Source organism: Nocardioides ultimimeridianus, assembly GCF_054777895.1.
Genome location: NZ_BAAHAB010000021.1, coordinates 321,650 through 347,003 on the forward strand (window position 1 = coordinate 321,650; position 25,354 = coordinate 347,003).

The following is a 25,354-nucleotide window of genomic DNA, read 5'->3' on the forward strand; positions in this document are numbered from 1 at the left end:
GCCGCGACCCTACCGAGGGTCGCTCAACGGCCCTGCTCCAGCAGGTCCAGCAGGTAGCGCCCGTACCCGGACTTGACCAGCGGCTCGGCGAGCTCGGCGAGCCGTGTGTCGTCGATGAAGCCCATCCGCCAGGCCACCTCCTCGGGCGCGCCGAGCTTCATGCCCTGCCGCTTCTCCAGCGCGCGCACGTAGTTGCCGGCCTCGTTGAGGTCGTCGAAGGTCCCGGTGTCGAGCCAGGCCGAGCCGCGGGGCAGGACCTCGACCTGCAGCCGGCCCTCCTCCAGGTAGCGCCGGTTGAGGTCGGTGATCTCCAGCTCGCCGCGCGCCGACGGCTTCAGGGCCCGCGCCTTCTCCACGACGTCGTCGCCGTAGAAGTACAGGCCCGGGATCGCGTAACGGCTGCGCGGCTTCGCGGGCTTCTCCTCCAGCGAGATCGCCTGGCCCGCGGCGTCGAACTCCACCACGCCGTACGCCGACGGGTCCGCCACGCGGTAGCCGAACACCGCCGCGCCGTCGAGCTGCGCGAAGCGGCGCAGCTGGGTGCCCAGGCCGGTGCCGTAGAAGATGTTGTCGCCCAGCACCAGGCCGGCGGCACCCCCGGCGAGGTGCTCCTCGCCGATGAGGAAGGCCTGGGCCAGGCCGTCCGGGGACGGCTGCACGGCGTAGGTCAGCGACACCCCGAGCTGCGAGCCGTCGCCCAGCAAGCGGCGGAACTGGTCCGCGTCGTGCGGCGTCGTGATGACCAGGACGTCGTCGATCCCGGCCAGCATCAGGGTCGACAGCGGGTAGTAGATCATCGGCTTGTCGTAGACGGGCATCAGCTGCTTGCTGATCGCGTGGGTGATCGGATGCAGCCGGCTGCCCGTGCCGCCCGCCAGGATGATTCCGCGCATGCTCCCTAGACTGCCGCACGTGGAACGCATCCTGGTCACGGGCGGAGCCGGTTTCATCGGTTCCAATTTCGTCCACCACCTCGTCCGCCACACCGACGCGGCGGTGACGGTCCTCGACCTGATGACGTACGCCGCGAGCCCCGACGCCATCGCGGGCCTGCCCGACGACCGGGTCCGGCTGGTCGAGGGCGATGTCGCCGATGCCGTGCTCGTCGACGGCCTCGTGGCCGCGCACGACGTCGTGGTCCACTACGCCGCCGAGTCGCACAACGACAACTCGCTGGCCGACCCGGCACCGTTCGTCCACACCAACATCGTCGGCACGTTCACGCTGTTGGAGGCGGTACGTCGCCACGACGTGCGCTTCCACCACGTCTCCACCGACGAGGTGTACGGCGACCTCGACCTGGACGACCCCGAGCGGTTCACCGAGGACACGGCGTACCGGCCTTCCTCGCCGTACTCCGCCACCAAGGCCGGCTCCGACCACCTGGTCCGGGCCTGGGTGCGCTCCTTCGGCGTCCGCGCGACGATCTCGAACTGCTCCAACAACTACGGGCCCTGGCAGCACGTCGAGAAGTTCATCCCCCGCCAGATCACCGAGGTGATCGACGGCCGCCGGCCGCGGATCTACGGCGACGGCCTCAACGTGCGCGACTGGATCCACACCGAGGACCACTCCTCCGCAGTGCTGGCGATCCTCGAGCGCGGCCGGATCGGGGAGACCTACCTGATCGGTGCCGACGGCGAGCGGTCCAACGTCGACGTCGTGCGCGCCGTCCTGCGCCACTTCGGGCGGCCCGAGGACGACATCGAGTGGGTCACCGACCGCGCCGGGCACGACCGCCGCTACGCCATCGACGCGGACAAGCTGCGCCGCGAGCTCGGCTGGCGGCCGCGGTACGCCGACTTCGACGCCGGACTCGAGCGCACCATCGACTGGTACCGGACGCACGCGGACTGGTGGCGCCCCGCCAAGGCGGCCACCGAGGCGAAGTACGCCACCCGGGGCCAGTGATGGAGATCGAGGAGACGCCCGTCCCCGGCCTGCTCGTCGTGCGTCTCCCCGTCCACCGCGACTCCCGCGGCTGGTTCAAGGAGAACTGGCAGCGCGCCAAGATGGTCGACCTCGGCCTGCCCGACTTCGGCCCGGTGCAGAACAACATGAGCCTCAACGCGCACCGGGGCGCCACCCGCGGCATCCACGCCGAGCCGTGGGACAAGCTGGTCTCGGTCGCCACCGGCCGCGTGTTCGCGGCCTGGGTCGACCTCCGGGAGGGCGCCTCGTACGGCGCGACGTACTGGACCGAGATCGACGAGTCGGTCGCCGTCTTCGTGCCGCGCGGGGTCGGCAACTCCTACCAGGCGCTCGAGGACGGCACCGTCTACTCCTACCTGGTCAACGACCACTACGAGCCGGGACACGCGTATCCCGCGCTGGACCTGGCCGACCCGACCGTCGCCATCCCGTGGGTGATCCCGCTGGATGCCGCGGACATCTCGGAGAAGGACCGTGCCAACCCGCGCCTGGCCGACGTCACCCCGATGCGGGCCAAGCGGACCCTGATCGTCGGCGCCCACGGCCAGCTCGGCCGCGCCCTGCAGGCGGAGTTCCCGGAGGCCGACCTGGTCGACCTCGCCGAGCTCGACGTCACCGACGGTGACGCCGTCGCGGCGTGGCCGTGGCGCGACCACGACCTGGTCCTGAACGCCGCCGCCTCCACCGCCGTCGACGCCGCGGAGACCGCTGAGCGCCGCCCGGCCTGCTGGGCCGCGAACGCCGCGGCCCCCGCCCATCTCGCTCGGGCCGCGATCGCGCACGGGCTCACGCTCGTCCACGTGTCCAGCGACTACGTCTTCGACGGCACCGTCGAGCTCCACAGCGAGGACGAGCCGTTCTCGCCACTGAGCGTCTACGGGCAGTCCAAGGCCGCCGGCGACATCGCCGTCTCCACCGTGCCGCGGCACTACGTCGTGCGCACGTCCTGGGTCATCGGCGACGGCTCCAACTTCGTGCGCACCATGCGGCGGCTCGCGATGGACGGCGTGTCGCCCTCCGTGGTCGACGACCAGCTCGGCCGTCTCACGTTCACCGACGAGCTCGCCCGCGCCATCCGCCACCTGGTCGACGGCTCGGCGGCGTACGGCACCTACAACTGCACCAACGCGGGCGAGGTCCGGTCGTGGGCGGCGTACGCACGACGGGTGTTCGAGCTGTCCGGCCGGAGCCCCGAGGACGTCACCCCCACCACCACCGAGCAGTACGCCGCCGGCCGGGCCCTCGCGCCCCGTCCCGCCCATTCCGCCCTGGACCTGTCCAAGCTCGCCGCCACCGGCTTCGTCAGCACCGACGCCGACACCGCCCTCGCCGCCTACCTCTCGGCCCTGCCCGCGGAGGCGTGAGAGGCGCCTCCGGCGGGCTCGAGCCGGCGCTTCTGACGACTCTCCACAGGCGCCGCAGCGGCGTGGTTGGCCCACGGATCCACCGGGCAGGCGGATGCCATGAACGACTGGCGCCCTCGCTGCACACCGCCACGCGACCTGGTCGCGCCGGCGGCCATCGACCCGGCCGGGCAGGCCGGCCCGACCCGCCACCAGGCTCGTCGCGGCCGGTGGGAGCGCGTCGCCCACAACCTCTACGTCCCCGCGGGCACCGATCGTTCGCGCGTGGAGCAGCGGATCGTCGAGCAGGCCGGGCGGGTCGCCGCCGATGGTGCGGTGACCGGCTGGGCAGCGCTCCGGATGTGGGGCGCGGCCTTCTTCGACGGCACCACGCATGCCGGCGCCGCCGTGCTCCCGGTCCCGCTCGTCTCATCCCACCACCTCGCCGACACCCCGGACAGCACGGCCTCACGAGCTGCAGCCACCGGAATCTGGATCGTCGCGGGCGTCCGGGTGGTCTCTCCCGCGGCCGCTCTGTACGCCGAGCTCCTCCGACGCGACGCCCAGGGACCCACCGACCAGCTGCGGGCGATGGTGGCCGCCATCGACATGGCCTGCGCCGCCCCGGTCACGTCGCTACGACGGTTCGGTGAGTGGCTGGACCGGCGCGGCCCTGTGTCCCGGCGCGTCCGCACCGCTCTGGCCCACGCCAGCGAGCACGCCGTCTCCCCACCCGAGGTCGAGATGCGGATGACCTGGACGCTGGATGCGGGCTGGCCGGCGCCGCAGGTCAACCGCGACGTGTTCGATCTGGAGGGCCGGTTCATCGGCCGCCCGGACCTGATGGATCCGGTGCACGGTGTCTTCGGGGAGTACAACGGCGCTCTCCACCGTGCGCGCGACCGCTACCGCAGCGACGTCGCTCGGATGGAGCGACTCCGGGAGCACGGCCTCGAGGGATTCGTGGTGGTCGCGGGCGACGGCCCCCAGGTGCAGCTCGACCGCATGGCGGCGGCGCGCGGGCGGGCGCTCCGGCGTCCCGCCTCCGACCGCCGCTGGACGCTCGATCCACCGCAGGGCCGGGCCCGCCCGTTCACCGCGGACGAGATCCTGGACGCCTGGGGACTGCCCACCTGACGCCGAGTCGTGGGAAGCGCCTCGATCAGGCGCCGGATGACGCTTCTGACGCCTCCGGGGACGGATCAGCGGCGCCGCAGGCTCGACAGCGCCGGGCGTACGTCGGCGAGGAACACGCACGCCGCGACGAGCAGGCCCATCTGCACCAGGGACATCCCCGGCGCGTTGAACGGCAGCAGCTGGATGGCCACGGCGACGGCGAGGAACGCGCTCCAGGTCGCCTTGTTGCGCTTGTCGGCGGCCAGGTAGGACTCGTTGGAGTAGAGCAGCGAGCAGACCAGGGCGAAGATCTTGATGATCAGCAGCACGGCGAAGACGCCCACGCCGACCCAGCCCTCGATGGTGAACACCAGGAGGTTGTCGCCGCTCGGCACGAAATCCACGCCCCGATCCTACGGCCAGGCAGCACGAAGGCCCCCGGGAGATCCCGGGGGCCTTCGGTGGTGCGGGGAGGATCAGGCCTTGGCGGCCGGGGCCTTCTTCGCGGGAGCCTTCTTGGCGGCGGCCTTCTTGGCCGGAGCCTTCTTGGCCGGGGCCTTCTTGGCCGGGGCCTTCTTGGCGGTGGTCTTGGCCGGGGTGGCCTTCTTCGCGGCCGGGGCCTCGCCCGAGCGGAACTTCACGACGACGGCCTCGCCACGCTTGGCCAGGTCGGCGTAGGTCGAGGTGACCTGGGCGCGGTTCTCGTCCACGGCGGTCTTGACGGTGCTCTGGACCTTGGCCGGGAGGGCCTTGGCGTCGGCCTGCAGCTCGGCGAAGCGGCTCTTGGCGTCGGCCTGGAGCTCGGCGAGGCGGGCCTGGGCCTTGCCCTGCAGCGACTTCGGCTGGGGCACCTCGATGCCCTTGACGGCCTTCTGCGCGTCGGCGATGCGGGTCTTGGCCTGGGCCTGGACCTCGGTCACGTAGCCCTTGGCGGTCTCGTAGGCGAGGTCAGCGGCGCCGACACCGGCGTACAGGGGCTTCTCGACGACCGGCGGGACGTCGATGGACTTGAAGTCGACCTTGGGCAGGTCGAGGGACTTGAGGTCGACCTTGGGCAGGTCGATGGACTTGATGTCGATCTTCGGGAGCTCGAGCTTCGGCATTGTTGTCATCCTTCGATGGTGTTGGGGTGGATCTCGGACGGGGCACCGGCGTGCTCCTGCCCGCTTTCGGTCGCCACCTCGGGCTCGGGTGAGCCCTCGGACTCGTCGGCGGCGTTGAGCGCCAGGAACGACGCGTATACATCGAGCAGCGACTGCTTCTGTCGCTCGGTGAGGCCGGTGTCGCCGAGGATGGCGAGTTCGACTGAACCGCCCGCCCCGTCTGCCGGGTTGAGGATCCCGGCCCGGACGTAGAGCTGCTCCGCAGAGATCCGCAGCGCCTTGGCGATCTGGTTGAGCACCTCGGCGGACGGCTTGCGTAGCCCTCGCTCGATCTGGCTGAGGTAGGGGTTGGAGACGCCCGCGAGGTCGGCGAGCTGCCGCAAGGACAGACGCGCACCGGTGCGCTGCTCCTTGAGGTAGTCACCCAGTGACTCGACGGTCTTCCCGACCTTCCCTATTGCCATGACCCCATTGTTGCTAACTGGTGCTTGCAATAGCAAGCGGGGGCCGGGTGAAGCCCCTCACACGACAGTGGCCGAGTGTCGAGATCCGCCGACCAAACAGGGGTAATTCAGGTTTGTTTGGCAGGATGCTCCCCGTGGCCGATCTGCAGCACTGCCCCACCCCGCGCGAGCTCGACGACCTCGAGCTGCTCACCGGTGGAGCGTTCTCCCCGATCGAGGGGTTCGACGAGTTCGGCAGCCCGATCACGCTGACCCTCCCGCCCGCGGCCGACGCCGACCTGGACGCCGGCCGCAGCGTGGAGCTGGTCGACCCCGAGGGTCTCCCCCTCGCCCGGGTCACCCGCGCCGCCGACCACAGCCTGACCGTCACCGCCCTGACCCACGCGCAGTACGGCCCGTTCCGGCGGCTCTACCTCAACCCCGCCCAGGTCCGCGACCAGTACGCCGGGCGCACGTTCGTCCCGGTCGCCGACGTCCTGAGCGACCGCCAGCTGGCCCAGGTGCAGCAGGCCGGCCCGGTGGTCGTGCTGGCCCTGGTCGGCGCCGGCACCCCCGCCATGTCGCCGGTCGGTCTGCTGCGTGCGACGCTGCGCGCGGTCGAGGGCCTCGACGCGGTCGTGGTCGCCGTACCCCTCGCCTCGCACGGCCGGTCCGACCCGCAGCTGCGCACCCTGGTCGTGGAGAACTACGCCGACGACGACCCCGTCCTCGACCTCGACCCGGGCGGCCAGCCCCTCCCGCAGCTCGCCGACATCGTGGCCGAGGAGTACCCGGACCGCAGCGAGCAGGGGCTCGTCCTCTTCTTCACCGGCCTGTCCGGCAGCGGCAAGTCCACCCTGGCGCGGGCCCTGATGGACCGGATCCTGGAGCAGGGCGGGCGCAGCATCACCAGCCTCGACGGCGACGTCGTACGCCGCAACCTCTCCGCGGGCCTGACCTTCTCCAAGGCCGACCGCGAGACCAACATCCGCCGCATCGGCTGGGTGGCCGCCGAGATCGCCCGGCACCGCGGCATCGCGGTCTGCAGCCCGATCGCACCCTTCGACGAGACCCGCCAGCAGGTCCGCAGGTACGTCGAGGACGCGGGTGGCGCGTTCTTCCTGGTGCACGTCGCGACCCCGCTCGAGGAGTGCGAGCGCCGCGACCGCAAGGGCCTGTACGCCAAGGCGCGTGCCGGCGAGATCCCGGAGTTCACCGGCATCTCCTCGCCGTACGAGGAGCCCGAGGACGCCGACGTCCGCGTCGACACCACGGGACGCACCATCGAGGACGCGCTCGACGACGTGATCGAGGGGCTGCACCGGGCCGGCTACCTCGACCTCGGCCTCGCGCTCCCCGAGGACTCCGCGCCGGTCGAGGTGCTCGCCCCGAACCCGGGCCGCCCGGTGAACGTGCTGTTCGTCTGCACCGCCAACATCTGCCGGTCGCCGTACATGCTGCTCAAGGCGCAGGCCATGGTCGGCGACGACCCCGCGGTGCGGTTCACCAGCGCCGGCACGCATGGCTTCGACAGCGCCCACGCGGACCGGACGATGGCCAACGTGATGCGCACCCGCGGGATCGACCGCGCGGCCATCGACGCCTTCCGCAGCCGCCGGATCGACGCCGCGATCCTCGCCGAGGCCGACCTCGTCCTGACCGCCGAGGCCAGCCACCGCGAGTTCCTGCTCGACGAGCAGCCCGGCGCGTTCCGCAAGGTCTTCACCCTCGGCCAGTTCGCCGAGTCCCTCGGGCGCATCGACCCCGGCCTCACCGGCCACGACCTGGTCGCGTCCATCGGCCACAGCCGGGCCATGACCACCGCCACCCACGACATCTCCGACCCCTACCGACGCGGACTCGAGGCCGCCTCCGACTGCGCGGACCAGATCGACGGTCTTCTGCAGATCGCCCTCAGCAGGCTCACCGGAAAGGCCCTCTGATGCACGACCTCCTCACCTGGACCGCCCTCTCGATCGTCGCCGCGGGGTTCTTCGTCGGCATCATCGTCGGCCTCACCGGCATGGGCGGCGGCGCCCTGATGACGCCCGCGCTGATCTTCCTCGGCATCGGCGGCGGCGAGGCGGCCACCATCGTCACCGCCGACCTCACCGCCGCCGCCATCTACAAGTCCGGCGGCGCGCTGGTCCACGCCAAGGTGGGTGCGCCGAACTTCAAGCTGGCCGGCTGGCTGATCGCCGGCTCGGTGCCGATGGCGTTCCTCGGGCCGTGGCTGGTGCACCACTTCACGACCAACGAGGATCAGCTCGACTTCACCCTCAAGCTCTCGATCGGCTTCGCGCTCCTGCTGGCCGCGTCGACGTACGCACTGCGGCTGTACCTGAACCTGCGCCGGGTCCGTCGCGGCGGCGACGGCGGCGATCCCGACCCGCGGATCCGCCCGTTGCCGACCTTCCTGGTCGGCGCGCTCGGCGGCCTGCTCGTCGGCATCACCAGCGTGGGCTCGGGCTCGGTCATCATGATCGCGCTGCTGATGCTCTACCCGGGCCTGTCCGCGGTGAAGCTGGTCGGCACCGACCTGGTGCAGGCCGTCCCGCTGGTGCTGTCGGCCGCGATCTCCAACATCGCCATCAACGGCCTGGACTGGTCGATCACGCTCCCGCTGATCCTCGGCTCGGTGCCCGGCACCATGCTCGGCAGCCGCATCGCCCCGAGGGTGCCGCAGTCCTACCTGCGTCGCGGGATCGTCGTGGTGCTGACCATGTCGGGCGTCGCGCTGCTCGACAAGTCGGGCTGGAAGCCGCTGGGCGCACACACCACCCACCCGATCCTGGTAGGCCTGGTCGGCATCGCCATGCTCGTCCTGGTGCCGCTGATCTGGGGCGTCATCCGGCGCAGCGAGGGGCTGCCGATGATGGGGGCGCCTACCGTGGCAGAGCTGGAGAAGCTGCCGGGCGACCGACGGGCAGGCGAGCCGGCGAGCTGACCTCGTCGAGGCGCCACCCGTCGTGCGTCGCACCGCGCGACACCGCGGCGAGGAGCGCCGTCGCCAGCGCGAACAGCACGATTGCGCCGATGACGATCATCGCGGGCTCCTTCTGCCGGTGAGCCGGAGGGCTCACCACCATTGAACGCCTGCGACCCGACGGATTCCAGGATGCGTTCGGTCCGCCATTCCTGGGACCAAGGTCCCGACGGCGGTCAGTCGCGGCCGTGGATGTCGCGGGTGTAGACCTTCTCGGCGACGTCGGCCAGCGCGTCGGTACGCCGGTTCGTGATGATCACGTCGGCCTTCTGCTTGAACTTCTCCAGGTCGTTGACGACCTTGGAGTTGAAGAACCGCGGCTGGCGCAGCTCGGGCTCGTGCACGATCACCTTGACGCCCCGGGCCTTGATCCGCTTCATCACGCCCTGGACCGCGGACTCCCGGAAGTTGTCCGAGCCGGCCTTCATGGTGAGCCGGTAGATGCCGACCACCTTCGGGTCGCGCCGCAGCACGTCGTCGGCGATGAAGTCCTTGCGGGTCGTGTTGGCCTCCACGATCGCGCTGATCAGGTTCTGCGGGACGTCGCGGTAGTTGGCCTGCAGCTGCAGGGTGTCCTTCGGTAGGCAGTAGCCGCCGTACCCGAAGGACGGGTTGTTGTAGTGCGAGCCGATCCGCGGGTCCAGGCCGACGCCCTCGATGATCTGCGCGGTCGAGAGGCCGTGCGTGGCGGCGTACGTGTCGAGCTCGTTGAAGTAGGCGACCCGCAGCGCGAGGTAGGTGTTGGAGAACAGCTTGATCGCCTCCGCCTCGGTGGAGCCGGTGAACAGCACCGGGGCGGTGCCGTCGACGGTGCCCTGCTGGAGCAGCTTGGCGAAGAGCCGGCCGGGCTCGGTGTCGGAGCCGACGACGATGCGGGAGGGGTACAGGTTGTCGTGCAGCGCCCGCCCCTCGCGCAGGAACTCGGGGCTGAAGACGATCGAGGCGCCGGGGTGCTGGTCGCGCAGCTTGTTCGTGTAGCCGACCGGCACGGTCGACTTGATCACGATCGTGGCGTGCGGGTTCACGGCCAGCGCCTCGGCCGTCACCGCCTCGACCGAGCTGGTGTCGAAGTAGTTGGTCGCGGGGTCGTAGTTCGTGGGCGTCGCCACGACGACGTACGCCGCCTCCTCGTACGCCGCCCGCGCGTCCTGGGTGGCGGTGAGGTCCAACGGTCGTGAGCGGAGGTACTCCTCGAGCTCCGCGTCGACGATCGGCGACTCGCCGTTCGCCACGAGCTCGACCCGGCGGGCGTCGACGTCGACGGCCCACACGTGGTTGTGCTGAGCGAGGATGACGGCGTTGGAGAGGCCGACGTAGCCGAGTCCCACCACTGCGATCTTCATGGTTCGACGGTGACGACGCAGACGCACGGCACGGCCACCTCGAGGTGTACGCCGGCAGACGGTCCGACGAACAGCCGTACCGTCCGGTAGCCTCCGGCCACATGTTCGCCCTCGACTGCGCAACGCAGGGATACGACTGGGGTACGACCGACGGGATCCGGTTCTTCCGCCGGGCCGCCGCCGGTGACGAGCCCCTCGCCGAGGTGTGGATGGGGACCCACCCGCTCGGGCCCGCCCGCGCGCTGACCGCCGACGGGCCACGGCCGCTGTCGGAGATCACGGGCGACCTGCCGTTCATGATGAAGATCCTGTCCGCGGCCCGGCCGCTGTCGATCCAGGTGCACCCGCAGGCCTCCCGCGCCGAGCAGGGGTACGCCGAGGAGGAGGCCGCCGGCGTACCGCTGGACGCGCCGCAGCGGGTCTTCAAGGACCCCCGGCCCAAGCCGGAGATGGTCTACGCCCTGTCGACCTTCGACACCCTCGTGGGCTTCCGCCCGACGGCCGAGATCCTGCGCGTCCTCTCGCCGCTGTCCTCGCCGGTCGTCCAGGCGCAGGCAGGCTACCTGCGCCGCAATCCGGGCTTCCGCGGCATCGTGCGGGTCGTGCAGCGACTGCTCGACCAGCCGCCGAGCAAGGAGGGCGTGGCGTCCGTGGTCGAGGAGTGCCGCCGCGCGCTCGACCAGGGCATCGACGTCAAGCGCGCCTACGCGACGGCCATCGAGATCTCCGAGCACTTCCCCGGCGACGTGGGCGTGCTGATCTCGCTGATGCTGAACCGGCTCACGCTGCAGCCGGGCGAGGCGGCGTACCTCGAGGCGGGGATCATCCACGCGCACCTGTCCGGGATGTGCCTGGAGGTGATGGTGGCCTCCGACAACGTGCTCCGCGCCGGCCTGACCAGCAAGCATGTCCAGCCCGACGAGCTGGTGCGCTGCCTGGACAAGGGCATGTCCCGCGTCGCGCGGGTGACCCCGCGGCTGTTCGGGCTCTCGACCGACGTCTTCTCCCCGGGTCAGGGCGACTTCGCGCTCTCGCTGACCCAGTGCTCCCCCGCCGACCCCGACGGTGTGCTGCTCCCGGCCCGCGGCGACCGGCTGATCGTGTGCACCGGCGGCGAGGTCACGCTCACCAACCGGGACGGCGACACCCTGCGCCTGCAACGCGGCGACGTCGCGTACGCCGGGGAGGCCGACGGCGACCTGCACCTTTTCGGCACCGGCGAGGTCGCCCAGGCCTACCGACCCAGCGACGAGGCCGTCGGGGTCCTGACCGACCTCGTCTGATCAGCGCGGGACCTCGATCACGGGCCGCTCCGGCGCCGCGACGGTGTCCGTGTGGTCATCGACCCACGCGAACAAGCTCGTGAAGTCCGACGTGATGGTCACCTCGACTGATCCGCGACCTGCGGGCCCGAGCCGGATCCTGACGTCGCTCTCCCGCCTGGCGTAGGTCTGCAGGTTCATGCGGGTCACCTGCAGATGGACCTTCCTGCCGGGCAATGACGGTCCGGAGAAGCGGACCTTGACCCGGATGACCTGTCCGCGGTGGAACGGCCCCACCGGCATCCGCACGTGGAGCGCGGACGCTGGACGCGGGCTGATCACGCGGAACAGGCTCGGATATGCGGGACCAGGCGGCCCTGAGACGTACTGCAGCGCGTACAGCTTCCGCGCTCCGAAGGACATGCTCCCGAAGCAGAACGGCGTGACGTGGATCGGGGGAGCGTCCTGATTGATGTTGAAGACGTACGAGCGCTGGAGGAGGCGTGAGATCGGAAGATAGGTCTCCAACGGGAACCACGCTCCGTCGTCACCGCCGATACCGAGTGCGATCGCGCCGTCGGCGCGCGTCGCAACCGAGAGCGCACCCGGGTTCATGCGCCCTCCGGACAACCATCCATCGAGGGCTCCGGTCGCCCCGTCGATCAACTGCCCCTCGCTCAGCACGAGCTCGCCGGTTCCGAGGATCGGACGGAAGTCGGACATGGAGCCGGAACCCTCACCCCCGGACGGGACCTCGACCCTCCACCGCTGCACGACGCTTGGGCTGGGGATAGCCGTGGCGTCGTACGCCGTGAGCGCGTAGCCGTTCGCGGAGCGGGGGCCTGCGAAGTCGAGACCGGAGTAGAGACGATGGGTGCTCGGATCCGCCCGAAGAGCCAAGTGCCAGTCTGGCGCGAGCTGACCCGTGACCGTGCCGGTGCGCGGATCGAGGGCCCGCAGGGATCCGACGTCTTGGCTGTCGCTCCACGATCCGCTCTGCGGGGGCGGACACCGGTCGGTGAACCAGACCCAGCCATCCAGCACAGCGAGCCCGCGCGGACAGCCACCGGCCGGATCGACGTCACCGACGGCGATCGTGGCGATCCGGAAGCGACGCACCGACAGATCAGCGGTGGAGATCTGGACGATCTGCCCCTGGTGGGCCGCCGTGGCATTCGACGCGACGTAGACACTGGCGTGGTCGGGCGCCAGCACCATCGCCTCGGCGCCGACGATGTTGAGCTCCGCCGTCCTGTTTCCCTGTAGGTCGGTGACGACCAGGCGCCGCGTGCCTCGACCCTGGCTGATGAAGACGCGGCCGTGGGCCTCGTCGACGACCATCGCGGAGAAGTCGTGCAGCCACACCTTGTGCACGCTGTCGGCGGCGGCAGGCGAGGCTGAGCCACCCACGAGGGCCAGCAGCACAGCCGCCACGATGGCGACCGTCGAGGCTGATCCAGCAAGTCTGCGCTTCGGCTCCACCGGCGCAGTCTAGGAAGGTCGGCTCCGGCCGTCAGGAGATTCACCCGAACGCTAGCCCTCGGCCTCCCAGAGCGAGGAGATCGGCAGTGACCACAGCCGGTGGCCGTGCTCGTGCCCGACCGGCGCCGTGTTGAGCACCACCCCGCCGCGGAACCGCTCCCCGGCCCGCGTCGCGAGCGCCTCGAGCGCCGCGAACTGGTGCGGTCGTACGCCGGCGGCGGTCCGGACCTCGAGGCCGTAGACCGTCTCGTCGGGGAGCTCCACGAGCAGGTCGACCTTGAGGCCGTTGCGCTCGCGCAGGTGGGTGATGCGCAGGCTCTGGTCCTGCAGCGCGACCGCCACCACGCCGTACAGCAGCGGCACGAGCCGGGGACGGCCGCCCATCTGCAGCAGGTCGGGGGCGGCAGCGCCGCCCAGCTCGCGGGCGAGCGCCGCGTCGGCGAAGACGACGCGCGGGCGGGCGATCGCCCGCTTGGCGACCGGCGAGCGGGTGCCCGGGATCAGCCGCACCAGTCCGAGGCGCTCCAGCGTGGCGACGTACGGCGGGAGCGTGGTCGCCGGGATCCCCGCCGCGGAACCCAGCCGTGCGTGGTTGAGCTCGGCCGCCGGTGGGCGCGCCAGCGCCCGCAGCAGCGCCTGCAGCCGGGAGCGGTCCAGCCGTCCGACGCCGTCGAGGACGGGCAGCGGCGGGCGGGCGGCCAGCGCACCGACGTACTCCGCGATGGTCCAGGTCGAGCGCACCTCGCCCGGCACGGTGGCGCGGGAGGCGAGCAGGGTGAGGAAGTCCGACATCGCCGCCACCCTAACTCGTCGATTTGTCTACGTCCCTCGCGGCGATGTCCGGGTGGATTGACGCGCATGGCACCATGGGGCGACCTCAACCTCCGGTTGACTTCTGTTCACACCGGTTGAAAGGAAGGCACCACCCCGCATGACACAGACCCATAGCGACTATCGGCTGAGCCAGCTGGACCAGCTCGAGGCAGAGTCGATCCACATCTTCCGTGAGGTCGCCGCCGAGTTCGAGAAGCCGGTCCTGATGTTCTCCGGCGGCAAGGACAGCATCGTCATGCTGCGCCTCGCCGAGAAGGCCTTCTTCCCCGCCAAGATCCCGTTCCCCGTGCTGCAGGTCGACACCGGCCTGGACTTCCCCGAGGTCATCTCGACCCGCGACAACTGGGTCAACCGACTCGGCGTGAAGCTGCACGTGGCGAGCATCGACGACGCCATCGCCAACGGCGTGATCGTCGACGACGGCAAGACCAGTCGCAACCGGATGCAGATCGGCACCCTGCTCAACGCCCTCGAGGAGGGCGGCTACACCGCGGCCTTCGGCGGCGGGCGTCGTGACGAGGAGAAGGCCCGCGCCAAGGAGCGCGTCTACTCCCACCGCGACGAGTTCGGCCAGTGGGACCCGAAGATGCAGCGCCCCGAGCTGTGGAGCCTGTACAACGGGCGCATCCACGAGGGCGAGCACATGCGGATCTTCCCGATCTCCAACTGGACCGAGCTGGACATCTGGGACTACATCGGCCGCGAGGGCATCGAGATCCCGCAGATCTACTTCGCCCACCAGCGTCGCGTGTTCGAGCGCGACGGCATGCTGATGAGCGAGACCCCGCTCAACCCGTGCCGCGAGGGCGAGGTCGTCGAGGAGCGGACCGTCCGGTTCCGCACCTGCGGCGACATCACGCTCACCGGCTGTGTCGAGAGCACCGCGTCCACGATCGAGGAGATCATCGAGGAGGTCGCCGCCGCCCGGGTCACCGAGCGTGGCGCGACCCGCGGTGACGACCGGTTCTCCGAGGCTGCCATGGAGGACCGCAAGAAGGAAGGCTACTTCTGATGAGCACCGACATGGATCTCCTGCGGTTCGCCACGGCGGGCTCCGTCGACGACGGCAAGTCCACCCTGATCGGCCGGCTGCTGTTCGACAGCAAGTCGATCTTCGCCGACCAGCTCGACGCCATCGAGGCGACGTCCTCGGCGAAGGGGCACGACTACGTCGACCTCTCGCTGCTGACCGACGGGCTGCGCTCCGAGCGCGAGCAGGGCATCACCATCGACGTGGCCTACCGCTACTTCGCGACGCCCAACCGCAAGTTCATCATCGCCGACACCCCGGGCCACGTGCAGTACACCCGGAACATGGTCACCGGCGCCTCCACCGCCGACCTGGGCCTGGTCCTGGTCGACGCGCGGCACGGGCTCACCGAGCAGAGCCGGCGCCACGCCGTACTGCTCTCCCTGCTGCGGGTGCCGCACCTGGTGCTGTGCATCAACAAGATGGACCTCGTCGACTACTCGCAGGAGACCTACGAGAAGATCCACGCCGAGTTCACGCAGTTCGCCACGAAGCTGAACATCCCGGACCTGGAGGTCATCCCGATCTCCGCGCTCAACGGTGACAACGTCGTGACGCGCAGCGAGAACATGCCGTGGTACTCCGGCCCGACGCTCATGCACCACCTCGAGCACGTGCACGTGGCCTCGGACCGCGACCTGGTCGACACCCGCTTCCCGGTGCAGTACGTCGTGCGCCCGAAGTCCGACGAGCACCACGATTACCGCGGCTACGCCGGTCAGGTCGCCGGCGGCGTGCTCAAGCCGGGCGACGAGGTCGTCGTACTGCCCTCGGGCATGACCTCGAAGATCGCGGGCATCGACCTGTTCGACCGCGAGATCCCCGAGGCGTTCCCGCCGATGTCGGTGACGGTGCGGCTCGAGGACGACGTGGACGTGAGCCGCGGCGACATGATCGCCCGGGTCAAGAACGCGCCCACGCCGAGCCAGGACATCGACGCGATGGTCTGCTGGATGACCAACACCCCGCTGCAGCCCCGGCAGAAGCTGGCGATCAAGCACACGACCCGCACGGGCCGCGCGCTGGTCAAGGACATCCAGTACCGCCTCGACGTCAACACCCTGCACCGCGACCAGGAGGCCGGGAAGCTCGAGCTCAACGAGATCGGCCGCGTCCAGCTGCGCACCACCGTGCCGCTGCTGTGCGACCCGTACTCCAAGAACCGCACCACGGGCTCGTTCATCCTGATCGACGAGGCCACCGGCGTCACCGTCGGCGCCGGCATGATCAACGGCTGACCGACAGCCAGAGTCAGGCGGCGCGCTCCCCCCAGGAGCGCGCCGCCTGCTTTTTCGCCGCGTGCGATCGGCGCCCGCGCGGCGCTGCGGCTCAGGCGTTCCTCGACACGAGGACGCAGAGGAACTGGATGCCCGTGTCGACCTCGAACTCGTTGTCGCCGCCCTGGTTGATCGGGAGGAAGTGACCGGCAGCCTCGCCGGCATCCACCTCGGCCTCGCTGGTCGCCGGCATGAAGTGCGGGTCCGCCACCCACGCCGGGCTGTACATCAGGCCGACCACATGCCAGATCGGGTTGTAGGCGTTGGCAGTGCCGTTCATCCCGAACCCGGGCGCGCCGGCCAGCACGACGTCGCGCACCGGCGGGATCCCGGGAGGGCCGGGGCAGTCGGAGTTGCACAGCGGGTGCACTCCGGCGGGCACGCCGGCGGGGTAGGCGATGAGGTAGAACTCTTGCGAGATGCTCCCGGACGCGACCGCCTTCGCCGGAGCGGACATGTACACCGTCGCGCCGTTGGCGTACATCGGCTCCAGGACGGGCTTCGCGGCCGACGCGGAGCCCGCCGTCACGGCGAGGACCGCGGTGGCAAGGCTGGCGACGACTCTCGTTCGACGCATGGCGACAACCTCCTCCTGCCGACGGTGTGCGGCCACGGCGGCGCGCGGACCTCGACAGACGTCCCCCACGTCTACGCCCGTGACGGCCACTCCGGAATGGCCCGACGTGACGATCCCCGACCCCCAAAATTCGGGGTGGACAACCCGGCGGCACCGGTCCCCTGCGTGCTCCTCCGGTACGCCGGTAGGCTCCGCGGAATGTCCCGCCGCCTCTCCGCCCTCGCCCTGGCGGCCCTGCTCAGCATCCTGATGCTCTTCGCCGTCGCCGGTCACTCCCGGCTCTCCGGGCCGGTCCTGCTCACGATCAGCAGGACCCACGGCGTGCACCGCGACGACCTGGTCGCGCTGGTCGCCTGGCTCGCCGGGCTGTGGTGCGCCTGGCGGCTCTCGCGCGACTGAGTCCGTCACAGCCCGAGAAGTCCAGCGGCGCGCCCGAGACCGTCGTGGAGCTCGCGGTCCGCGGCGACCTGCACCACCTCGCACCTGGTCAACGTGGCAGCGACCGCGGTCGGCTGACGGCCGAGGAACGGGTGGGGCTGCTATCGGCAGCCCCACCCGTTCCTCACTTCGGCTTGACCGCGGTGGTCTTCAGGACCGACGTGGCGTAGCCCGCCTTCACCAGGGTGATCCGCAGCGTGATCGGCTTACCCCGGTCCTTCGTCGTGACCTTGTACGACGCCGCGACGGCCCCGGTGATCTTCGCGGTTCCGCGGTACCACTGGTAGGTCACCTTGGCCGGCTTCGGGCTGACCGCACTGAGGACGAAGTTCGACTTCAGCGTGGACCCCACCTTCGGGGTTCCCTTCACGACCAGCTTCGCTCCGGCGTAGGTGAAGCTGCGGAGCACCGTGATCTTCGCCTGCGGGGTCGATGGGAAGGGCGAGGCGTTCCCGGCCCCGTCGTGGGCGATCGCCACGAAGGAGTAGGTGTGGCCCGCCACGCCCGTGAACGCGTCGGTGCCCGTGGCCGGTTCGGTGCGCCACACGCCGTAGCTGCCGCCGTTGTCGGCGACGTACACGTCCACGCCCGTCACGTCGGACCCGGTGCCCGCCGACGTCCAGGTCACCGGGAACGACGTCTTCGTCGTGCTGGCAGGGACGCCGGAGATGCCGCTGGTCGGCGCCACCCGGTCGATCTTGTTGGTCCAGGTGTTGGTCGAGATCGGCGCGTTGAGGTCGAAGACGATGCTCGATGCCGCGCTGACCGACGCCCCGTCCTTCACCGCACCGGTGTAGGCGACGTCGAAGGACAGGACGCCCTGGCCCTCGATGCCGTCGTTGTCCGGCGGCAGGAAGCCCTGCAGCGGGTCCTCCGGCACCTGGCCGGTGGCCGGGTCGATGGTCTCGAGGAGCCACTGCACCTTGCCGTCGTCACCCTTGGTCGCGGTGATGTGCAGCTGCAGGCCGGTGTCGGACACCAGGTCGAGGCTGTGGTCGAGGCTGTCGGAGCTCTCCGCCGGGGTCCACACCGTCGTACCGAACTGGACGGCACCGAAGGACAGCGTCGACATGTCGAACTTGCTGGCGTCGAGATCAGTCTCGACCTTGACGACCTGGGCCGGCGCGCTGGCGGTCTTGCTGTTCTCGAAGTAGATCGAGTAGTGCTGCTTGCCCTCGCCTCGGATGGCCTTCTGCGTCCCGCCTCCCGACGGGCCGACCATCTCGTTCGGGTCCATCGAGGCGACCCACTTGTTGCCCAGCGCGACGCCGTCGTTGTAGCAGTTGTGGGCGACACCCTCGAGCGACATGAACGTGCTTCCCGCGGTGATCGCGATCTTGGCCGCCTTCGTCACTGGGAAGAAGTCGGCGGCGCAGCTGGCTGCCCCGAACGCCGTCGACAGCCCGAACTCCAGCGCATCTCCCCACCCGCCGAACTTGAACGGCGTGCCGGAGTCGGCCCAGGTCGTCATGCCGGTCTCAGCGACGTCGCGGACGAGGCCCACGCATGCGGCACCAGGCACCTCCTGGAAGGCCGCGTCGACGAGGGCGTTGTACGTGGCGTTCGCGCACGAGACCCCCGTCGGCAACGCCGACCGGGCGGTGACCCGCGCCGTCGTCCCTGTCGGGACGATCATGCACTGGCCCACGCTGGCGGTCAGGGAGTAGTTCGACTGGGTCGGGATGGTCACACGGAACGCGACGTCGACGCGACCACCGGCCGGCATCCGGTTGATGAAGAACGGGATGCCCATCGAGCCGTTGACGGTGAAGGTGTCCTCGTCGGTCATCCCGATGCTGGCCGGCGAGTCGTGGCCCTCCGCGTCCAGCCCGTACACCGTGAACTGGGGCTCGACGGTGCTGCCCGCCGGGAAGCCGTTCAGGATCAGCGGTACGCCGATGCCATCCACGTTGCCGCTGTTGGTCACGCTCAGGCTGATCGTCTGCGGCCGGCCGGGCACGAACCGTCCGAGCCCCGACAACGACGCCGTGATCTGCGGCGCGCCCGCACCCGTGACCGACACGGCCCCGGGGTAGGTGGCCGTCTCGCCGTCGCTCGAGACCACCTTCACGTTCCACAGGCCGATGGCGGCCTGAGACAGGTCGAAGAGTGCTCGCAGGGTGCGCCGGTCCGAGCTCACGTCGATGACGTGGCCGGTCAGCACGACGCCGGAGCGCTCGAGCGTGACGGTCTGCGAGGCGTCGAAGTTCTTGCCCTGCAGGGTCACCGTCACCGAGCTGCTCTGGCCGATGGACTTCGGGTTCGCGTTGAGCACGGTCAGCTCGTCCGGTCCGCACGCCGGGTTCATGCACTGGGCCGCGAGCTGGTAGCGCCCGAGGGACGACGGCTCGGCAACGACGTAGACGGTCTGCCGGCCGGTCGCGTTCGCCGTGCAGGCCATGTCGGCGGCGTACCAGGTCGCGCCGATGGAGCACACCGACGCGCCCTGCGGACCGAACATGGAGAGCGACGGGTTGTACTGGCCGTTGATCGCGCGCGGCGAGAAGGTCAGCTGGTCGCCGGTCGTCGCGGTGAACGAGTAGCAGCGCACGTCGAGGTCGTCCACGAGCTTGCCGGAGTACGCCGGGAAGCCGTACGCCACGGAGTCGACCGCGGTACACGAGCCGTTGTCGACGGCCGGCCGAACGACCCGGAACGCGTAGCTGCCCGTGCTGTCCCCCGTGTTGGTGAGGACCACGTGGAACGGGCCGTTCAGGCCGAGGCTGCACGCCTGGTCGGTCGAGCAGACCGCGTCGCCGTGGCCGTTCACGACTTGGCCGGTGACCCAGGAGTCCGTCCGGGCGGGGATGAAGATGTTGCCCGACGCGGTCCCGAGGGCGTAGCACGCCGACGCGCTGTCCGTGGCGAGTGTCCCTGACGTGGCCGCAGCGGCCGGACTCTCGTCGGGCGCCGTGCACCCGGTGTCGGTCGACGCGTCGGCGACCCAGAGCCGGTAGTCGGTCTGGTCGCTGGGATCGGCGTTGTCCACGATGACGCGGAACGGCCCCACGCCGGTCAGCCGGCAACCGGTGCCGACGCCCGGGTCGACCTGGCACAGCGTGGTCCCCGCCTTGTTGACCAGGTAGCCCCGCGGCTGGCCGGTCTCGCCGGTGCGGGCGATGCGAAGGCGGACGTAGCTGCCCGCGTCGGCCTCGATCTGGTGGCAGCCGACCTCGCCGTCGACGAGCGTGCCGTTGACCGGCGCGGCGTTCCAGCCGAGGTCCGTGACCGAGGCGCAGGTGCCGCCGTCGGAGGTCGGCATGAGGCCCCACTGGTAGGACCCGTCGTACCCGTTCGGGTCGCCAGAGACGACCACGCGGTAGGAGATCGCCTGACGCAGCGCCAACAGCGGCAGCTGGTAGTTCCAGTAGTAGCCGTTGTTGTCCCAGATCAGCGACTTGCTGTCGGTGTCCCAGACCTGCACCCGCGAGCTCCAGGCGGTGCTGGCGAACCAACTCGGGAAGGCATAGGTGCCCGCGGCGCCGGAGGTGATCGCGTAGCACTCGGCGCCGCTGCCGTCCGACGCACGCACGCCGCTACCCGCCAGGGCCTGATCCCAGCTCGACAGCCCGACCGTGGAGCAGCCCGTGGCCGACGTGACGTCGGTCAGGCGGAGCTGGCCGGCGACCTCGTCGGCGCTGTCACCGACAGCCACCACCCGGTACGGGCCGGAGCCGCTGGTCTGGCACGAGGAGAGCGTGCTGTTGCCGATGCTGCACATCGCCGAGCCGGCCGCGTTGTAGATGCGGAACGTCAGGTAGCCCTCGGGGCTGGTGCGCTGGGAGTCGAGGCGCAGCATCGTCGCAGCGGGCGCGCTGAGCTGGGCACAGCTGACCGCACCCTGGGTGAGATCGACCGTCACCGGCGCCGAGCTCCAGGTCAGGCCCGGCACGGTGCCGCAGCCGGCGCCCTGGGTGATGTCGTAGAGGCCGAGGGAGATGCCCGCCGGGTAGCCGTCGGGGTTGCCGCTGACAGCGAACCGGTAGGTCCGCGAGCCGCGCAGGCTCACCTCGGTGAACGAGGTGTTGCCGGAGGTGTTGACCAGGCGTGCGTCCGTGCCGGCCTCCCACAGCTCGACCTGGGCGTACCAGTGGGTGTCTGCCATCTGGGTGCGCAGGCCGTAGGTGCCGGCGTGCGTCGTGGTGATCGAGTAGCACTCCGCGCCACGGCCGTCCGCCGCCCGGTCGGCGAGGGCGGGGAGCGGCGAGCCCCACGCGGCGAGGGTGATCGGCGTACAACCGTCGTCGCTCTCGGTGTCGGTCACCTCGAGCCGCTCGGTCTGCCCGGCCGCGATGTCGGCGGAGGAGCCGATGATCCGGTAGGGCCCGGTGCCCTGGAGCGTGCACGACGCCGGGAAGCTCCCCCTCGTGGGGCTGCAGATGACCGAGCCGGCGGCGTTGAGGACCTGGGTGCTGTCGACCTCGCCGGTGATCCGCACGACGCGGCCGGCGGGCAGGCTGAACGAGCGGCAGTCGACGGCGTTGCCACCGACGGCTGCGCCGAACTCCGAGGCCTCGGTCCAGCCGAGACCCGGGACCGCCGCGCAGGTTCCGCCGAGCAGGTCGTAGATCCCGACCTCGTAGTCGGGCGACACGTTGCCGGGCGGAGTGTTCGAGACCAGCAGCTGGTACGTCGTCGCGCCCTTGAGCTGGATGTTCCACGTCGAAGCGCGGTCACCCCAGCTCGACGACACCGTGGTGGTGCCGTCGCTGAGGGTGAGGTACGGCTGCCACTGAGGGCTGGTGCTGACCACACGGATCCCGTAGTCGCCGAACGCGCTGGTCGTGAAGCTGAAGCACTCCGGGGTGTCGGCCGCGCCCCGGCTGGCCGTGGTGGTCGGAGCCGTGCCCAGGCCGGTCACGCTGATCGGCGTGCAGCCGGCCGCGTCGGCGGCGGTGACACTCGGCGTCTGCGGGGCCTGCGCGTGGCGGGTCGGTGCGGGCGTCGCGCTCGGGCTGGAGGTCGCCGTGGGAGCGGGGTCCGCCGTGGGAGCCGGTTCGGCGCTGCTGTCCGTCGGCTGCGCCGAGGGAACAGCCGAGGGAACAGTCGTCGCCGACCCGGAAGGACCGGCGGACGGATCCGCGGTCGGCTCCGCCAGCGCCGGGCTCGTCCCCAGCCCCGTCACCACCATCAGCAGCCCGAGAACGACCAGGATCAGACGACGCATCAATGTTCTCCTCCGGGGACGGACACCGCCCCGACAGCAGGCGCCACGGTGCGCGATGCTGGCAGCGCGCGCCTCGACACCGCGCCACAACCGGAGTTTCTTTACCCAGCCCGGCCCAGGGGTCTAGACCGATCGCGTCCGCGTTCGACAGGACGGGACGGACCCTGGTAGTGGAGTCAGCGCCGGAAGTGCAGGCCCACCTCGGGGTCGACCAGCACCTCCTGCGCGGCGGGCAGGCCGTCGACCTCGAGCTGAGCCTCGACCGGGGTGTTGCGCTTGAGCAGGCCCAGGGCGATCGGGCCGAGCTCGTGGTGCCGGGCGCTCGATCCCACCCGCCCGATCGGACGCGGGCCGTCCGCGGTGATCTCGGAGCCGACCCCGGGCAGCCGGTTCACCGAGCCGTCCAGGTGCAGCAGCGTCAGCCGGCGGGGCGGCCGCCCCAGGTTGTTCACCCGCGCCACCGTCTCCTGGCCGCGGTAGCAGCCCTTGTCCAGGTGCACCGCGGACCACGGCTGCCCGGGCAGCAGGCCGACCTCGTTCGGGATGGTCCGCTCGTCGGTATCGACGCCGAAGCGGACCTCGCCCCGCTCGATGCGCAGCGCCTCGAAGGCCCACATCCCGGCGGCCGGGCCGGCCGCCTCGGCGTACGCCGGCAGCTGGTCGCGCGGCACGAGGTCGTAGCGGCCCCCGTCGACCGGCCGCCAGCAGACCGCCTTCTCGGCCGTCACGTCGGCGACCTCGACGCGCATCATGAACCGCATCCGGTCCAGGAACCCGATCAGCGCCTCGCCGCGGCCGGGCTCGGTGTGCGCGGTGAGGACCTCGCCGTCGTCGACCCCGGCGAACGCGTGCTCGATGTGGCCCTGCGGGCTGAGCACCAGCGCGTTCACCCAGACGCCGGGCTCCAGCCCCTCGAAGACCTGCGTGGTCAGCGAGTGCAGCCAGGTCAGGCGATCGGCGCCGGACACGGTGAGCACGTCACGGTGGGAGAGGTCGACGAAGCCCTCGCCGGCGGCGAGGGCGCGCTGCTCGCCGTACAGGCTGCCGTAGTGGGCGGCGACGCCGGCATCGATGCCGTCACCGGCGACGGCTCCGGGCAGCGCGAGGAGCGGCGACCTCACGACTCCGCCCCACAGGCGTCGCAGAGGCCGAAGACGGTGAGGTGTCCCATGTCAGGTGTGAACGCATGGCGGGCGCGAAGTGTTTCCACGAACGGCGCGGCGTCCTCGGCGTCGATGGAGATCACCCGGTGGCAGCCGCGGCAGACCAGGTGGAAGTGGGTGTGCCCCTGCGTGGAGTGGTACGTCGGAGCGCGGTCGCTCAGGTGCGCGTGCCGGACCAGGCCCAGCTCCTCGAGGACCTCCAGCGTGCGGTAGACGGTCGAGGCGTTGATGGCCGATGCCTTCGCCTGGACGTTCGCGAGCACCTCGTCGGGCGTCGCGTGGCCGAGCTCGTTGACCGCGGCCAGGATCAGCTCGCGCTGGGGCGTGAGCCGGTAGCCCTTCTCCCGAAGGGCCGCCCGCCAGTCGCCGCTGTCGGTCACGCCCGCTTCAGCCTCGCCCACAGGTGCGGCTGCAGCTCCTGCCCCATCGCCTCCATGTCGTAGGCGTAGAGCAGGTCGCCCTCGACGTTGCCGTACATCCGGTGGCCGGCCTCGACCGGCTTGGCGCTCTCGGTGTAGCCGACGCCCGCGGTGTGCATCTCGACCTTGCCGTTCTCGGCCCGGCCGTACCAGATCTCGGTGATGCCGGTGTTGTGGGTGAGCACCAGCTCCAAGTGGCCCTCGGGGCGGGCGCGCAGGAAGCCGGTCTCCAGGTGCGCGTCGCGGATCTTCTCCCCGTTCTCGTCGACCAGCCAGGTCCGCGAGAAGTAGTGGAAGAACGGGCGGCCGTCGTGGGCGAAGACCAGCTCCTCGCCGTACTCGAACGCGTCGATCGTCGGGTAGTCGCCATGCCCGTTGCCGCGCCAGGTGCCCAGCATCCAGGCGATCGGAGCGCAGTCGGGGTGCAGGTTGTCGGGAATCTCGAAGACCACGCCCCAGAGTCTAGGTGCCCTACCGGCTCTGCCCCTGAGCGAGACTCAGCGCATGGCCGACCTTCGGGTTCACCAGGTGCATCGAGGAGCCGACCGCCTGGTCCCCGTTCCAGCCGAACACCCGCACCCAGTCGACGTCCGTGGTCGCGACGGCCGGCGTGGCGGCGGACACCGCGTTCGTGGCCGACCCGAAGACCTGGGTCAGCACGACGTAGAACGGCTGGTCGAACGGGCCGGCTCCGGGCAGAGCGGTCTGGGCGAGCCAGGAGTGCTGCCAGCACAGGTGGTCGTCGACGTAGAAGTACATCGAGGACGGTGTCCAGTCGACCGCGTAGGTGTGGAAGTCGTGCGGCGTCGCGACCCCGCAGTCCCACCCGCTGCTCTGGAAGGGCACCTCGCCGGCGTAGTGCGCGGAGGGGTAGACCTTCGTCGGCGTGCTGCTGTACCACTCGGCCACGTCGACCTCGCCGGAGGCGGGCCACGGGCCGTAGGTGTTGGCGGCCGGGTAGAGCCACAGCGCCGAGTGCACCCCCGGCACCGCCGCGTCCGGGAAGCGCGCCCGGAACTCGAAGCGCCCGTAGGTCTGCGCGAAGTGGGTGCGGGTCGCCACCGTGCCGACGATCGACTGCGAGGTGAAGTCGCCGAGCGGGCTGTGGCAGGTGAACGGCGCGTCGAGACGGCGCGCGGAGATGTGCGCAGCCCCGTCGGACACCGAGACCACGTCGGGCGAGGCCACGAAGCAGTCCTGGTTTCCCGAGGTCATCCCGCTGAACGAGGTGTCCTGCTGCATCCACTTGGTGTCGTCGAAGGCGGTGCCGTCGAAGTCGTCGCTGAAGGTGCAGGTGTAGGTGCCGCCGGCCGGGTCGACCGGCCGCTCGCCGCCGCACGCCGCCGCCGGGCCGGAGACCTCGGCCGCGTCCCCGGCGAGGCACGACGACGTCACCACGAGCGCCCCTGTCAGGAGCAGGGCGGCAACACGCATGACAC

General features: G+C 70.7%; 22 protein-coding genes. 9 read left to right on the top strand and 13 right to left on the bottom strand.

Translation table 11 applies throughout. The features are described 5' to 3' along the window. Positions 1–23: 23 nt before the first annotated feature. Complete coding sequence (gene rfbA / locus ACYU8V_RS19520; RefSeq protein WP_460849718.1) at positions 24–893, bottom strand: glucose-1-phosphate thymidylyltransferase RfbA; 870 nt, start codon at positions 891–893, stop codon at positions 24–26. 19 nt (positions 894–912) lie between these two features. On the opposite strand from rfbA, the gene rfbB reads away from it, so the two are divergent. The 3 genes from rfbB to ACYU8V_RS19535 all read left to right on the top strand — a co-directional run bounded on the left by rfbB (position 913) and on the right by ACYU8V_RS19535 (position 4,412). After that, positions 913–1,911 carry a dTDP-glucose 4,6-dehydratase gene (gene rfbB / locus ACYU8V_RS19525; RefSeq protein WP_460849719.1) on the top strand — a complete coding sequence of 333 codons (999 nt, stop codon included), beginning with the start codon at positions 913–915 and terminating at the stop codon, positions 1,909–1,911. Next, the gene (locus tag ACYU8V_RS19530; RefSeq protein WP_460849720.1) at positions 1,911–3,296 is read left to right on the top strand and encodes a sugar nucleotide-binding protein; all 1,386 of its coding nucleotides are present in this window, start codon (positions 1,911–1,913) and stop codon (positions 3,294–3,296) included. The genes rfbB and ACYU8V_RS19530 overlap by 1 nt, the downstream gene beginning before the upstream one ends. Positions 3,297–3,395: 99 nt before the next feature. After that, the gene (locus ACYU8V_RS19535) at positions 3,396–4,412 is read left to right on the top strand and encodes a hypothetical protein (RefSeq protein WP_460849723.1); all 1,017 of its coding nucleotides are present in this window, start codon (positions 3,396–3,398) and stop codon (positions 4,410–4,412) included. 65 nt (positions 4,413–4,477) lie between these two features. On the opposite strand, the gene ACYU8V_RS19540 is transcribed toward ACYU8V_RS19535, so the two are convergent. From ACYU8V_RS19540 to ACYU8V_RS19550, 3 genes are all read right to left on the bottom strand, one after another. Beyond that, positions 4,478–4,795 carry a DUF2516 family protein gene (locus ACYU8V_RS19540; protein WP_460849725.1) on the bottom strand — a complete coding sequence of 106 codons (318 nt, stop codon included), beginning with the start codon at positions 4,793–4,795 and terminating at the stop codon, positions 4,478–4,480. A 72-nt stretch (positions 4,796–4,867) separates the two neighbouring features. Next, positions 4,868–5,494 (bottom strand): hypothetical protein, encoded by a 627-nt coding sequence (locus ACYU8V_RS19545; RefSeq protein ID WP_460849726.1) that lies wholly within the window; start codon positions 5,492–5,494, stop codon positions 4,868–4,870. Between the two features lie 5 nt (positions 5,495–5,499). Next, positions 5,500–5,958: a helix-turn-helix domain-containing protein gene (locus ACYU8V_RS19550; protein WP_460849727.1), complete on the bottom strand. Its 459-nt coding sequence runs from the start codon at positions 5,956–5,958 to the stop codon at positions 5,500–5,502. Positions 5,959–6,083: 125 nt separating this feature from the next. On the opposite strand from ACYU8V_RS19550, the gene cysC reads away from it, so the two are divergent. Beyond that, positions 6,084–7,880, top strand: a complete 1,797-nt coding sequence (gene cysC, locus ACYU8V_RS19555) for an adenylyl-sulfate kinase (RefSeq protein ID WP_460849729.1) — start codon at positions 6,084–6,086, stop codon at positions 7,878–7,880. Beyond that, positions 7,880–8,884 (top strand): sulfite exporter TauE/SafE family protein, encoded by a 1,005-nt coding sequence (locus tag ACYU8V_RS19560; RefSeq protein ID WP_460849730.1) that lies wholly within the window; start codon positions 7,880–7,882, stop codon positions 8,882–8,884. The genes cysC and ACYU8V_RS19560 overlap by 1 nt, the downstream gene beginning before the upstream one ends. A 215-nt stretch (positions 8,885–9,099) precedes the next feature. Here the strand turns inward: ACYU8V_RS19560 and ACYU8V_RS19565 are convergent, their stop codons facing one another. Then, on the bottom strand, positions 9,100–10,266 hold the full coding sequence (locus ACYU8V_RS19565; RefSeq protein WP_460849734.1) for a nucleotide sugar dehydrogenase: 1,167 nt from the start codon (positions 10,264–10,266) through the stop codon (positions 9,100–9,102). A gap of 101 nt (positions 10,267–10,367) precedes the next feature. Between ACYU8V_RS19565 and manA the strand changes: the two genes are divergently transcribed. Then, complete coding sequence (gene manA, locus ACYU8V_RS19570) at positions 10,368–11,549, top strand: mannose-6-phosphate isomerase, class I (RefSeq protein ID WP_460849736.1); 1,182 nt, start codon at positions 10,368–10,370, stop codon at positions 11,547–11,549. Here manA and ACYU8V_RS19575 read toward each other — a convergent pair whose 3' ends face one another. Further along, positions 11,550–13,010 carry a hypothetical protein gene (locus ACYU8V_RS19575; protein WP_460849738.1) on the bottom strand — a complete coding sequence of 487 codons (1,461 nt, stop codon included), beginning with the start codon at positions 13,008–13,010 and terminating at the stop codon, positions 11,550–11,552. A gap of 51 nt (positions 13,011–13,061) precedes the next feature. Continuing rightward, on the bottom strand, positions 13,062–13,802 hold the full coding sequence (locus tag ACYU8V_RS19580) for a DUF4143 domain-containing protein (protein ID WP_460849739.1): 741 nt from the start codon (positions 13,800–13,802) through the stop codon (positions 13,062–13,064). A 139-nt stretch (positions 13,803–13,941) separates the two neighbouring features. On the opposite strand from ACYU8V_RS19580, the gene cysD reads away from it, so the two are divergent. Together cysD and ACYU8V_RS19590 are read left to right on the top strand one after the other, a co-directional pair. Further along, positions 13,942–14,856: a sulfate adenylyltransferase subunit CysD gene (gene cysD, locus ACYU8V_RS19585; RefSeq protein WP_460849741.1), complete on the top strand. Its 915-nt coding sequence runs from the start codon at positions 13,942–13,944 to the stop codon at positions 14,854–14,856. Further along, entirely contained in the window at positions 14,856–16,112 is a 1,257-nt protein-coding gene (locus tag ACYU8V_RS19590) for a sulfate adenylyltransferase subunit 1 (protein ID WP_460849743.1), read from the top strand. Before cysD ends, ACYU8V_RS19590 begins: the two co-directional genes overlap by 1 nt. A 91-nt stretch (positions 16,113–16,203) precedes the next feature. On the opposite strand, the gene ACYU8V_RS19595 is transcribed toward ACYU8V_RS19590, so the two are convergent. Then, on the bottom strand, positions 16,204–16,728 hold the full coding sequence (locus ACYU8V_RS19595) for a hypothetical protein (RefSeq protein ID WP_460849744.1): 525 nt from the start codon (positions 16,726–16,728) through the stop codon (positions 16,204–16,206). 198 nt (positions 16,729–16,926) lie between these two features. Between ACYU8V_RS19595 and ACYU8V_RS19600 the strand changes: the two genes are divergently transcribed. Next, entirely contained in the window at positions 16,927–17,127 is a 201-nt protein-coding gene (locus tag ACYU8V_RS19600) for a hypothetical protein (protein WP_460849746.1), read from the top strand. Between the two features lie 163 nt (positions 17,128–17,290). Here ACYU8V_RS19600 and ACYU8V_RS19605 read toward each other — a convergent pair whose 3' ends face one another. From ACYU8V_RS19605 to ACYU8V_RS19625, 5 genes are all read right to left on the bottom strand, one after another. Continuing rightward, positions 17,291–22,333: a hypothetical protein gene (locus ACYU8V_RS19605; protein WP_460849747.1), complete on the bottom strand. Its 5,043-nt coding sequence runs from the start codon at positions 22,331–22,333 to the stop codon at positions 17,291–17,293. Between the two features lie 176 nt (positions 22,334–22,509). Continuing rightward, positions 22,510–23,454, bottom strand: coding sequence for a CAF17-like 4Fe-4S cluster assembly/insertion protein YgfZ (gene ygfZ, locus ACYU8V_RS19610; RefSeq protein WP_460849749.1), 945 nt, complete (start codon positions 23,452–23,454; stop codon positions 22,510–22,512). Then, positions 23,451–23,876 (bottom strand): Fur family transcriptional regulator, encoded by a 426-nt coding sequence (locus ACYU8V_RS19615; RefSeq protein ID WP_460849750.1) that lies wholly within the window; start codon positions 23,874–23,876, stop codon positions 23,451–23,453. The genes ygfZ and ACYU8V_RS19615 overlap by 4 nt, the downstream gene beginning before the upstream one ends. Continuing rightward, a complete protein-coding gene (locus ACYU8V_RS19620; RefSeq protein WP_460849751.1) occupies positions 23,873–24,367 on the bottom strand; it encodes a heme-binding beta-barrel domain-containing protein in 495 nt (164 codons plus the stop codon). The genes ACYU8V_RS19615 and ACYU8V_RS19620 overlap by 4 nt, the downstream gene beginning before the upstream one ends. Positions 24,368–24,386: 19 nt before the next feature. Further along, a complete protein-coding gene (locus ACYU8V_RS19625) occupies positions 24,387–25,349 on the bottom strand; it encodes a glycoside hydrolase family 16 protein (protein WP_460849753.1) in 963 nt (320 codons plus the stop codon). Positions 25,350–25,354 lie beyond the last annotated feature (5 nt).